Genomic DNA, 12,779 nt, shown 5'->3' with positions numbered 1-12,779 from the left:
GGTCGCTCAAGCTGGGCTACAATCAGGCCGAGGTGACCAAGGGCATGACACATCAGGTCATTTGCGCCGGGCAGACAGCTGTTGACGAGAACGGCGCGCCCCAGCACCCTAACGATATGCGCGCGCAGATCGCCTTGGCCCTGGACAATCTGGAAGCCGTAATCAAAGGCGCCGGCATGGATCTGAGCAATGTCATCAAGTTGGGCGTCTTTGCTACTGATGTGGATGAGGCATTGAAGAATTTCGATCTGCTGGGGACGCGCTTTGGCCCGCATCGGGTCGCCCCGCCCATGACTTTGCTGGGTGTCACACGCCTCACTATCCCCGGATTGCTGTTTGAGATTGAAGCAACCGCAGCGGCATAGGTGAGATCAGGCGCTCCTTGTTGTCATCTCTCAAGCGGCCGCCTTGTCAGCAGACTGTTAGTCGACCACCTCCAGATTTTGCGCTTACGGAGAAAGTCTGGTTTGACGGGCGCTCTATGGCATTTGCGCTGCTCGCTGATCCGTTGCCGGCATTGCGCAGAAAGCGGGCTTCGCAATTTCACCGTGGATTGCACAGCCTGCCGCAATGATTGGTTCCTGAGTTTATGTGTTTTGATGACCCTGCCCCGATGGATGCGCTTATGGCGCGATTTCGTGCACTGTCGGCCAAACTTGGGACGCCTCAAGGCATGGGTCTTTGGAGGTTCGTTCGGTTTTGGCGGCGCAGTGTAGCATGCAAAGCCGATTGAAAAAAACTTGTTTCTGTGGCCGGATTGGCAACCAACCAGCCGAAAGAGAAGTGAGCGTCAATCGTGAAAAGTTTGCAACTAAGCCCTGCGAACGGGCTCCAGTTGAGAAGCTTGTTTTGAGGGTGCGAACCAATTTGCTGAGGATACGATAGACTTCACTCGCCTTCGGATGCCAATGCTCAACCGGTCATTCGGCGTTCTAAAGACAAAGGCTACGACTGCAAATAGCAGCGCGGCAACGGGTTTCGCAGGCTTTAATCAGAAAAAATTTCAACAGAACGTCGGCCGGGAAACAAATTGTGATTAGAAATTAGACAATTACGGATCATATTTGTGGTAGACTAGGATGAACTTAGCGCGCTGGGACGAAGGAGTACGAAACCTAGAGGAACTTTAAAAATGGAGATTTTCGAGCAGTTTGCAGAAGGGTATGGGCGGACAAAGCTCATCGAAATGACATTGCAGGACTATTTGCTGGAATGTCGAGAAGACCCTACGATGCGGGCTACCGCCGCCGAACGGATGGTCGCCGCGATTGGCGAGCCAGAGCTTATCGATACCAGTCAAGAGGCTCGGCTCAGTCGCATATTTCTTAACCGGACAATCAAGCGATACAAACCCTTCCAGGACATATATGGCGTCGAGGAAACCATCGAACGCATCGTTGGCTTTTTCCGCCATGCCAGCCAGGGTCTCGAGGAACGCAAGCAAATCCTCTATCTGCTGGGGCCGGTCGGCGGGGGCAAGTCAACGCTTGCCGAAATTCTCAAAAACCTGATGGAGCGGCAGCCGATCTATGTGCTGCGGGCAGGTGACGAGATCAGCCCAATCTTTGAATCGCCGCTTGGTCTTTTTGACCGCGAGCGAATGGGGGATCTGCTGGAGAACAAATACAACATTCCCAAACGGCTTTTGAACGGGTTGATTTCGCCTTGGGCCATCAAGCGTTTACAGGAATTCGACGGCGATATTTCCAAATTTTCGGTTGTCAAACTTTATCCGTCCAAACTGCGCCAGATTTGCGTGGCGAAGACTGAACCGGGTGACGAAAACAACCAGGACATTTCTTCGCTTGTTGGGAAGCTCGATATACGCAAGCTCGAAGAATTCAGCCAGAACGATCCAGACGCATATTCCTATTCCGGTGCCCTGAACCGCACCACGCAGGGGCTGATGGAATTCGTGGAGATGTTCAAGGCGCCGATCAAGGTATTGCATCCCTTGCTGACCGCCACGCAGGAGGGGTCGTATGCGGGGACAGAGAACATCGGTGCCTTCCCTTTCCAAGGTGTTATTGTTGCACATTCGAACGAAGCGGAATGGCAGCAGTTCAAAAACAATAAGAACAACGAGGCCTTCCTGGACCGGATCAGCCTGGTCAAAGTCCCCTACTGCTTACGTGCCTCGGATGAAACCAGGATTTACGAGAAGCTGCTTGAGGAAAGCAGTCTGGGCGAATCCCCCTGTGCACCGGAAACGCTGTCAATCCTGAGCCAGTTCAGTGTTCTGACACGATTGAAGGAACACGAAAACTCACCGGCTTTTTCCAAGCTCCGCGTCTATGACGGTGAAACACTGAAGGATACCGATCCCAAAGCACGATCAGTGCAAGAATATCGGGATGAGGCCGGGGTGGACGAGGGGATGACGGGCACATCCACCCGCTTCGCGTTCAAGGTGCTGTCCGAGACCTTCAATCATGACACCGAAGAAGTCGGCGCCGATCCGGTTCATCTGCTCTATGTTCTTGAACAGGCGGTGAAACGCGAACAATTCCCCGATGAGGTTGAAAGCCGATACCTGTCTTTCATGAAGGACGATCTGTCGTCGCGCTATGCGGAATTCATCGGCAATGAGATCCAAAAAGCCTACTTGGAATCCTATTCTGACTTTGGTCAGAACCTTTTCGACAGATACATCGCGTTTGCTGACGCCTGGATCGAAGATCAGGACTTCAAGGACCCGGATACAGGCCAGATCCTCAATCGTAGTGTTCTGGAACAGGAACTTGAAAAGATCGAAAAACCGGCCGGAATTTCCAACCCCAAGGACTTCCGGAACGAAGTGGTCAAATTCGTGCTGCGCGCGCGGGCCAACAATCGCGGTCGTAACCCCGACTGGCGCAAATATGAGAAGCTGAGACGCGTTATCGAAAAGCGCATGTTTGGTCAGATTCAGGATCTGCTGCCGGTCATCAGTTTTGGGGCCAAAAGGGATAAGGAAACTGAAGCCAAGCATAACGAGTTCATCGATCGCATGATCGGTCGCGGGTATACGCGCCGACAGGTCAGGCGCTTGGTTGAATGGTACATGCGGGTCAACAAGGCAGGATGAGGAGTCTATGCTCAAATGGCCCATTTCATCGACCGAAGGCTAAACCCCAAAGATAAGAATCTTGGGAACCGCAGGCGATTTCTGCGCCGGGTTCGCTCTGCCGTCAAAGAGGCGGTTGAAGAAAGTGTCCGGCGCCGGAAAATCGCGGATGTCGGCCAGCAGGAAAACATCTCGGTACCGTCAGAAGGGATCGGTGAACCGCATTTTCAGCATGACAACAAAGGCGGTTCCAAACAAAGGGTTCTGACCGGAAACAAGAAGTTTAAGGCGGGTGACCGTCTCAAGAAACCTCCGTCCGGCAAGGGCGGGCAGGGGCGACGTGAGGGGGCGCCCGAAGGGGAGGGCGAGGACGAGTTCATGTTCGTTCTGTCGCGGGACGAGTTTCTTTCCCTGTTCTTCGAGGATCTCGAACTGCCTGACATGGTCAAACGCAGTCTCAAAGAGGTCACCGTCTCGAAGCCGCATCGCATGGGCTATACTGCCGCCGGGACGCCCGCCAACCTCAGTGTTTCCCGAACGATGCGCAATGCTTTTGGCCGACGTCTTGCGATGCGACGACCGACCAACGCCGAGATCCAGGCTCTTACAGAACAGGTTGAAGAACTGGAGGCGCTGGAAAAGCCAGATGCAGCGCGAAAGGCGGAAAGGCAACTGCTGCGTGAGCAGCTCGACAAGATGCTACGGCGACGCCGGATCGTTCCCTATATTGACCCGCTTGATGTGCGTTACAAGTATTTCGAGATGCGCCCCGAACCGGCGGCAAACGCGGTGATGTTCTGCCTGATGGATGTTTCGGCCTCGATGGGGGAGCGTGAGAAGAACCTTGCCAAGCAGTTCTTCGTCCTGCTGCATCTTTTCCTTAAGCAACGCTACGATAAGATCGAACTTGTATTCATCCGCCACACCCAGGTCGCAGCGGAAGTTAATGAAGACACCTTTTTTCACTCGCGCCAAACTGGCGGTACGGTCGTGAGCAGCGCGCTCACCGAAATGAAAAAGATAATCGAAGCCCGCTATCCGCCTTCGTTATGGAATATTTATGCCGCGCAAGCATCAGATGGTGAGAATTTCAGCGGAGATTCACAACTATGCGCCGACCTGTTGACCAGCGATCTGATGAAGCGCTGCCAATACTTTGCCTATACGGAAATTGTCGACGAGACCGAAGCAGATCTGATGAACAGCGAAGAAAACGGCATGGAACTATGGCGTTCGTACCGACAAGTTGCAGAGGCTTGGCCAAACTTCGCCATGAAACGGATCGCGCGAGCGAGTGACATCTACCCGGTTCTGCACGAGCTGTTTGCGCGCAAGACGAACGGAGTTTCCAATGGTTGATCGGGCCGAAACTGGAGCGCCGCTGTTTGACGGCGCGGATTGGGATTTTGAGACCATCCAGCGCAGCTATGATGCAATCGAGCGTGTGGCGATTGATGACCTCGGACTTGACGTCTATCCGAACCAAATCGAAATCATCTCGTATCAGCAAATGCTGGATGCCTACTCGTCGACAGGGATGCCGCTCATGTATCGGCATTGGTCCTTTGGGAAGCGTTTTGTTCACGAAGAAAAGGCTTATAGCAAAGGCGCAAATGGCCTTGCCTATGAAATCGTGATCAATTCCGATCCATGTATTTCCTACTGCCTTGAAGACAACACGATGGCGCTTCAGGTCCTTGTGATTGCCCACGCGGCCTTCGGGCACAATCACTTCTTCAAGAACAATCACTTGTTTCGCCAGTGGAGCGATGCGCAAGGTATACTCGACTACCTCGACTATGCGCGCGGATTTATCGCCCAATGCGAAGAACAGCACGGGGAACGCGAGGTCGAGCATTTACTCGACGCGGCCCATGCGCTTATGCCGTCCAGCGTTTTCCGGCACAGGCGCCCAACCCACTTATCGCTCGCAGAGGAGAGAACCCGGCAGCGTGAGCGGCAAATCGAAGAAGAGCGGGCGGTCCATTACCTGTGGGACGCCTTCGATCATCCCACACAGTCTTCGAAAACCGATGAAGAAGCGGAAAAGCGCAAGCGCGAAATGGGGCTGCCGGAAGAAAACCTGCTCTATTTCGTCGAACGTCACAGCCCGGTTCTGAAGCCCTGGCAACGCGAAATTCTACGCATCGTTCGCAACATAGCACAGTATTTCTACCCGCAACGTCAGACCAAGGTTATGAATGAAGGATGCGCCTGCTTCGTCCACTATTATATTACCAACGAGTTGCACCGCGCTGGATTGCTGACGGATGGCGCGATGCTCGAAATATTGCACAGCCATACCAATGTTCTGTCCCAGCCCGACTTTGACGCCCCGAACGCGATCGGGATCAACCCTTATGCGTTGGGTTTCGCGATGATGCAGGATATCAAGCGCATCTGCACCGACCCGACCGATGAGGATCGGGAATGGTTTCCGGACATAGCGGGCAGCCGTGCGTGGCGCGAAATATTAAAGGATGCCTGGGCCCACTATCGCGACGAGAGTTTCGTTCAGCAGTTCCTCAGCCCCAATGTCATGCGCCGGTTCCGGATGTTTTCGCTAACTGATGACGAGGGGAAGCCCTTCTACACAGTCGACGCGATTCACGACGAACGCGGTTATCACCAAGTGCGCGACACCCTGGCGCGCGGCTTCGATGTTTCGGAATACGATCCCGATATTCAGATCGTTGATGTGGACTTAATGGGGGATCGCCACCTCAGACTGCATCACTCTGTGCGTGATGGTGTGCCGCTGGACAAAAAGACCAGCGAAATGACTTTGGGTTATCTGCGGCAAATTTGGGGTTTCGACGCGGCGTTCGAAAGCTAGTAGCGATTGTGTTGCAAGCTCTGAGCTTGGATGGACATGAGTGCTTTGGTTGTGCCCCTAACTTTTGGTTTTGATTGTCCCACAGTTCCCCGACACGGTCAGGGTTACTGGATGTATCTGTATCGGGCGGATGATCGCGATCGGAAAACCCTTGATTTCATGCTATCCGAACGGCGCGACGCCGCAGCGATTGGTCTGGAGCCTGGGCCTACTCAGCATCTGAATGGCTGAGGCACAGTCGTAGCGTTAAAAGGCGACGACTTGTAATTGGTAGCAAAAGGTGAGGACCGGTTATTTAGACAGATGTAGTAGAAGGGAAATTTGTTTTAGGTCTCTTCATTGACACTTTTCTCAGGTTTGCGTTCATAGCGAATGGCTGCGACTGCATCATTTTAACTTGGTGCCCAAGGTCAGCACTGGGCCGTGATACAACGTGTTCGGCTCAGCTGTTGAACCAAATCGGAGCGTCGCCTTCTGACCAAGTTGCGTATTTTCTCATCACAAGCGAAAATACTTCACTATCCAGGAATTGATCCAGCCATGCTGTTATATTCGGCCACTCCTGCACGTCAAACCACGCCCGATCTATAAACGCAAACTGGCGCACAAATGGTAGAAGCGCCAGGTCGGCTAGGCTGGGGCGATCTCCGAAAAGCCAAGCCTGCCCAACTAACCGCTCGTCGAGACTGAGCAAGTAGCTTGCCGCTTTCCTGCGTTCCTCTTTGGCATCTAAATCCGGATACCGCGTAGCGTATTTCGTGTGATCTAAAGCGGCCTTAAAGGGACCATCATTTACCCTAATCAGATCCCAACCTTCTTGAGGCATGTCCAAAAGCCGCTGTGGATCATTTTGTTGGAGCGCCCAAACCATGATTTCCAGACTTTCATCTATAACTTTGTCTGGAAGTCGAAGCGTGGGCACTGTTCCGGATTGGGATGTTTGTAAGAAGGCCTCTGGTTTGTCCCGTAGAACAATTTCGCGCAGCTCGACTGTAACTCGTGAACTCGCCAATGCGAGGCGAGCCCTTATCGCGTATGGGCAACGACGGAACGTCCATAAGATAGGGTGGTGAGCCATATGAGGATTTATCTCCAAACTACCAGCTTGGTCAAACCTCCCATTGTTTCCCAACAGGTACTCCTGCTTAACCGCAATCAAATTGTGATTTGGATGTCATGTGACACAAACTGCGGTGATCCATTGATTTTTCTCGCTTGGCAACAAGTCAACGCATCCAGCCGCTGACGGCGTCATGCCCAGGGTGTGTTGAGATCCGCGTGGCTCACATTGATCAATTGACAGGGCAGGGGGCCAACGCGCCACAGCGCGCGCACCGCGACCCTTGTCTTTGCGATAGCAGACCGCCTTGCGGTCTACGGTGATTGTTTTTCCGGGCGTCAGGGGTCGAAAATCTCTCGCATCCGATCCTGGGGAAAGCGCGAAGTGAAAGCCGCACCGATTGTCCGACTCAAATTTCTAACTCCAATGCGGCTCAAGCAGAAATCGCGAAAATCCCGGTTCCTCCCACGCAGCCCGCGCGTTTCCCTCCCAAATATTCTTAATTTCAGCCTGACCCCTAGCCCTCAGATCAGAGACGGTTCTTTTTCATCGGCCCTACTCCTTTCCGGGAAAGGCGAACGCGGATTGCCCAGACGTGCTTAGGCTTCAAGGGGCGTTTTTGACCAGTGACGCGGCCCTTGTTCCACGCTGGTCGGCAGGCTCGAATGGCAGGTAAATTCGCAATTGTTTTGGCGTTACTCCTATCCGCCTCAACGCCAATCCAACGTTGGCGCTGGAATGTACCAATGAAAGGCGCGTCAGATGCTAAGGTCTGTAGTGAGCCCTTAGCGCTGGATTTCGCGGCGTGGTATTTGGATTAAATCACCAAAGTTGGGGAAACCTCATGACGCTGTCCAATCCTATTAAGAGATTTTATCACGATATATGGAACATCGCGGACAATGGCTGCGCCTGGGAAATCCTACACCCAAAAGTTCGATTGTCGTCGGAGCCTCGGCACTAAGCGCTCGGGGTCGGATGAATTCATTCGATACATGGAGGAAGTTCGAGCGGCTCTCTCAGATTTTAATGCAATATCATAAAAAAAATTGTCGATGCAGGAGAAAACGCAGCTGCACGAATGTCCTTCGTCGGCACGCACCAAGGCAAATTTTTCGGGGTTAACGGAACAGAGCAGCGGATCGAGTGGTCCGGGGCAGCGTTCTTTACTTTAGGGACCATAAAAATCGGGAGCCTTTGGGCTCTGGGTGACATAGATTCAATCAAGAGACAATTGAATGCCCACCCGAAAGAAGCGTTTCTCGATCCATAGATATGACGGCAGTTTTGTTGCGCCAACTGGAAACCAAAGCGTTGGAACATCGTGCATCGAATGTTTTGTTCGATGAGCACACCGTGACGCAGGAGCGGCAGGGCCAAGGTTCGTTATGGGCCACTCGATACCCATGAAAGTGGATACTTTCCGGTCATTCGCTGCGCCAGAACTTATAGTCAGCTCCCATTTTTTATCGGCGGAGGAGCATGGTTTCTTTCAGACCGGAGCACATATGCGCAAGGCATCGAGAACTGCGGCGTGCATATTTCTGCTTGTAACAGCGTCGCCAATGCGCGCCAGATAGAATTGACCGCTACGATTGGTGTCAACGAATGGAAACGTTCCGTCAATGAGTGCCTTGTGTTCCACCTGCCCAAGGTTGCGCGAGATTGGTTTGAGTTCGTGATAGAGTTCCGCCATCGGGGAAAGTCCATGTTCAACGACCACGTAATCGACAAGACGTTCAGTGACATCCCGCGTAAACACATGCCGCAGGCTGGCGCGAACTCGGTCGCCCTTGCGCGTCAGAGAGGTAAGCTCTTGCAGACAGGTGAAGGCAACCCCGTTAGCGGCCAGATCGCGCAATGCAACGGCAGAGGTCGTTGGGCCGAGGTCATGCAGAAGGGTCCGGTCCGGGGTTACAAGATTTACGCTACAACCGGAACCAGCCAACGCGTCAGCCGTAACGGCCGCAGGGTGATCGCCGACTTCGTCAAATAACAGCACCTCACCTGAGACACGTGCCTCACCGGACAAAACTTCCCAACTGGAGATCGCCAGTTCTCCGCCGGGGATGGCTAATGTTTCAGGCCAGCCACCTGTCGCAATGATCACCAAATCGGGAGTTTCGGACAGCACGTCATTGGCTTCGGCAAAAGTGTTCAGGCGGATATTGACCCCAAGCACCGTCACTTCAGAAATCAACCAGTCAGCAACGCCCCAGACCTGCCTGCGCGTCAAACCCTTGGCGGCCAGAACCAACTGCCCGCCCAGGCGATCCGACGCCTCGAACAGCGCCACGTCGTGGCCACGCAAGGCACAAATCCGCGCGGCCTCCAGGCCTCCGGGCCCGCCACCAACGATAACCACTTTTTTAGGGGTGTCGCTGGGGGTGATGATGTGCGGCAAGGTCTGCTCACGCCCCGTCGCAGCATTGTGTCCGCACACGGCAGGTTTGCCCTGATTGACCCGGTCCACACAGTAGCCCAAGCCGACACAGGGGCGGATGCGCTCTTCTTCCCCGCGTGCGAGTTTTTCCACCAGATAGGGGTCGGCCATCTGTGCGCGGGTCATGCCCACCAGATCGACATGGCCGCCAGAGACAGCGTGGCGAGCCGTGGCAATATCAGCAATCCCTCCGGCGTGCAGAATCGGTAGATCGACGGCATCACGGATGCGTCCGGCCACTGTGATATGCGGGGCCGCTGGCAAACCCATGGGGCACACCCATTCGGCCAAGCCAAGATCATCGTAAGGTGCGCCGGCAAGGATGTTGAGCAGATCGACATGGCCGGAGCCTTCCAACATCCGGGCGGCGGCAACGCAATCTTCTGAGTTCAGCCCTCCCTCGGTTAGTTCATCACCGGTGATACGCATCGACAGGATGAACTCGGAGCCGACTTCAGCACGTACTGCGTCAAGCACCTGCAAGGTTAGTTGCATGCGGTTCTCCAACGGCCCGCCATAGTCATCGTCGCGCTTGTTGGTAAGTGGGGACAGGAATTGCCCCAGAAGGTGTGAGTGGGACAGAAGCTCAATTCCGTCGAACCCGCCTTGCTGACAGCGTCGCGCAGCAGCTGCAAAATCGCCAATAATGCGGTCGACATCCTCTTGTTCCATCACTTTGGGAAAGGCGCGGTGAGCGCGTTCGCGGATACCGGATGGAGCCAAAACCGGCAGCCAATGCCCATCATCCCATGCTGTGCGGCGCCCCATATGGGTGATCTGACACATGATCGCGGCACCATGTTCGTGAACGCCATCCGTAAGCTTACGGAACCAAGGTATTATGCTGTCATCGCCGGCATAGAGCTGGCCAAACACCGATGGGCTATCAGGGGCGATATTGGTCGACCCGCCGACCATGGTCAGGGCGACTCCGCCCTTTGCCTTTTCCTCGTGATACAACCTGTAACGGTCCCGGGGATGGCCAGCTTCGACAAAATTCGGTGCATGGGAAGTGCTTACGATACGGTTGCGCAAAGCCAGATGTTTCAATTGAAACGGATCAAGTAGGTTTGCCACATTCGTATCCCTTCGGCCAAATCTTCAGTTTGAAAACTGTCCAGGGTCGGGTCCGCTGGTCAAATTCCATGCCTGATGAGCTTCGTTCTCGAGGGAATGTTATTCGGGATACAACGTGTGAGAATTCGCAGCTTCCGACATGGTTGTATGAAAAGACGACTCCGCGACGAGACTCATATGTGGAAAACTCGTTGAGCAGAGACGGAGGCCCGACAGTTGCCGCTCGATCCATCAAGGTCGGTTAGCCGGATCGACCCAAAGGAGTTCGCGAATGAAAGAAGGTATCGAACGGAACAATTACGCCCCCAGAGTCGGACGGTGCAATCGGTCTACATCGACCTTGCCGGTGACTAGATCACGGCGCGTGCGTAACTCCAACAAGGCCACGGCCTGCGGGCCGATCAATAGGCTGGATACATTTGAGCAACTTCCGAGAACATGCCGCAAATCGTTTACGAACAGCAGGCGGTACAAATAATTGGGTCGCCCACAGTTACTGGAAATCAGTGCATCGCAAAATTTGCTGCGGCGCGACGAATGTCGGCTATGCACCAAATACGGTGACTTCGGTTGAATCAATTTTGCCGCTGCTCACAACACTTCGCGTCTCGCCCTTCGTAGGGCTCCAAAACATTCGCCTGGTCCAGTTCGAATTGATATTCGTTGTCTTCGTCAGCGCCGTCAAACGTATCCCGTTCCATGCGGAGGGGCGCGATGGAAATGCGCCGGTGGTGTTCTCTGGGCTGCGTCCGACACCAAACAGCAGGTGTTGCGGCTTCAGCAGCCTCTATCTGATATGTTGGACGGGGCAGACCCGCTTGTCCGGCACTATGGTGAAAGTTACGGTCAAGGGATGTAATGCAAATGGGAAAGCTCGGATGTCTGTTCAAACCGGTTACCTGCTAATCGCTGATATTACCGGTTATACCGGATATCTGACCCGGTCGGAGTTGGAGCACGCCAACCCAATCATCCGTTCTTTGCTTGAGGCGGTTGTAATTGAACTAAAGGACCCAATGAAATTGCGAGGTCTCGAAGGCGACGCCGTTCTTGCCTACTCGAGCGGGCCCTTCCCCTCTGGCGAGACTTTCCTCAATATATGTGAAAGCCTTTATCGGGCGTTCGCCGAACGCCGTCGGAACATCGTGCAGAACACAACTTGCCCCTGCAATGCTTGCCGCAACGTAGCCGATCTTGATCTGAAGATCCTCGCGCATCACGGAAAATATGAAGAACTGTCGATCGGACCGATGAAGGATATTTCCGGTGCTGACGTCATACTCGTGCATCGTATGGCGAAGACAGATGTGAAGGAGGATACTGGTGTCCTCAGCTACGCCCTGTTCTCGGAAGACGCGTTCCGGGCAATGGGCATCGAGTCTGACCTCATGCAATACAGCGCTCAGTTCGAGCACTTTGGTGACGTGCCCATGCGGGTCTATGACCTTGCAGCCGCCTGGCAAATGTACCGCGAGATTGCCGGGCCGGTCCGCGTTTCCGATGAGGATGCTGTGTTCACAACCCGGCACACACTGAAGGCACCACCGGTAGTGGCCTGGGAAATGCTGACGGACCCCCGGCTCAAGATGCGCTGGATGATGTTGAGGGACGCTTATCGGGAAGGGGACGCGTCGCGAACATCCGCCGGCGTCCGCCTGCACTGCGTGCATGAAGCGGCTCACTTTCAGATGCTGATCGTCGACTGGCATCCTTTCGAATACGTGACCGACATCCTCCACAATTCTTCCATTGAGGGCCTCACAAACCTGGAGACCTATGAGTTGGTCCCGGTAGAAGAAGGAACCGAGATCGTGTTTCGGATGGGGCAGCTGACTGGCGCCAACGGCAAACATCATCCAGCAGAGGAAGCTGCAGTAATCGATCTATTTGAGAATTTTTACCCGGTGGCTTTCAGTATTCTGGACGAAATGGCGTTGGAGTTCCAACAAGAGAAACAATAGTAATAAGAATGATGCTTGGGCGACTATTAATCGAAACCACCATTGTGAGGCAGCCGGTCGCTGTGAAAATCCCTCGCTCAGGGTTTTCAACCGCCCAGCGATCAGGAACGTGTTGCTGTCATAATTTTCGAAAGTTGGCTACAGAATAGGCGAGGTTTTATCATTGCCAATGTTAGGCAAAGCGGTCGCTGACGCAATGCTGTTTAACGGTGGCATCTTTGCGCTCTTGGGACCTCCATCCGTTTTCCAGTTTCGCTCGCGCAGCGAATGTCTCCTTTGACGGGCCACACCGCAGCGACGGTGATTAATGTCGAACGACCGCTAGGGACCGTCAAAGATGAGCCAACCCGCCGCGC

Annotated in this window: 8 protein-coding genes and 2 pseudogenes; 7 read left to right on the top strand and 3 right to left on the bottom strand. The window is 54.0% G+C overall.

The features are described from left to right. The 5 genes and pseudogenes from AC2FGC_RS09765 to AC2FGC_RS09745 form a co-directional block, all read left to right on the top strand. On the top strand, positions 1–365 hold a 365-nt coding region (locus AC2FGC_RS09765; RefSeq protein ID WP_496782188.1), incomplete at its 5' end, for a RidA family protein. Positions 366–1,132: 767 nt separating this feature from the next. Continuing rightward, on the top strand, positions 1,133–3,067 hold the full coding sequence (locus AC2FGC_RS09760; protein ID WP_496725000.1) for a PrkA family serine protein kinase: 1,935 nt from the start codon (positions 1,133–1,135) through the stop codon (positions 3,065–3,067). 15 nt (positions 3,068–3,082) lie between these two features. Next, the gene (locus AC2FGC_RS09755) at positions 3,083–4,405 is read left to right on the top strand and encodes a YeaH/YhbH family protein (RefSeq protein ID WP_496724998.1); all 1,323 of its coding nucleotides are present in this window, start codon (positions 3,083–3,085) and stop codon (positions 4,403–4,405) included. Further along, positions 4,398–5,882 carry a SpoVR family protein gene (locus AC2FGC_RS09750; RefSeq protein WP_496724996.1) on the top strand — a complete coding sequence of 495 codons (1,485 nt, stop codon included), beginning with the start codon at positions 4,398–4,400 and terminating at the stop codon, positions 5,880–5,882. The genes AC2FGC_RS09755 and AC2FGC_RS09750 overlap by 8 nt, the downstream gene beginning before the upstream one ends. A gap of 99 nt (positions 5,883–5,981) precedes the next feature. After that, a pseudogene (locus AC2FGC_RS09745) lies at positions 5,982–6,071 on the top strand (IS6 family transposase); the annotation flags it as partial. A gap of 253 nt (positions 6,072–6,324) precedes the next feature. Here the strand turns inward: AC2FGC_RS09745 and AC2FGC_RS09740 are convergent. After that, positions 6,325–6,960 carry a glutathione S-transferase gene (locus AC2FGC_RS09740; RefSeq protein WP_496724995.1) on the bottom strand — a complete coding sequence of 212 codons (636 nt, stop codon included), beginning with the start codon at positions 6,958–6,960 and terminating at the stop codon, positions 6,325–6,327. A gap of 553 nt (positions 6,961–7,513) precedes the next feature. Beyond that, positions 7,514–7,627 (bottom strand): annotated as a pseudogene (locus AC2FGC_RS09735) (integrase); the annotation flags it as partial. 351 nt (positions 7,628–7,978) lie between these two features. Between AC2FGC_RS09735 and AC2FGC_RS09730 the strand changes: the two are divergent. After that, the gene (locus AC2FGC_RS09730) at positions 7,979–8,215 is read left to right on the top strand and encodes an ester cyclase (protein WP_496741198.1); all 237 of its coding nucleotides are present in this window, start codon (positions 7,979–7,981) and stop codon (positions 8,213–8,215) included. Between the two features lie 219 nt (positions 8,216–8,434). Here AC2FGC_RS09730 and AC2FGC_RS09725 read toward each other — a convergent pair whose 3' ends face one another. Beyond that, on the bottom strand, positions 8,435–10,462 hold the full coding sequence (locus AC2FGC_RS09725; protein ID WP_496724991.1) for an oxidoreductase: 2,028 nt from the start codon (positions 10,460–10,462) through the stop codon (positions 8,435–8,437). A gap of 878 nt (positions 10,463–11,340) precedes the next feature. Here AC2FGC_RS09725 and AC2FGC_RS09720 point away from each other — a divergent pair. Next, positions 11,341–12,423, top strand: coding sequence for a DUF2652 domain-containing protein (locus tag AC2FGC_RS09720; RefSeq protein ID WP_496782186.1), 1,083 nt, complete (start codon positions 11,341–11,343; stop codon positions 12,421–12,423). Positions 12,424–12,779: the final 356 nt, after the last annotated feature.

The sequence above is a fragment of the Ruegeria sp. CDSC054 genome, from assembly GCF_059610645.1.
This window is presented reverse-complemented; position numbering and strand designations above follow the sequence as displayed.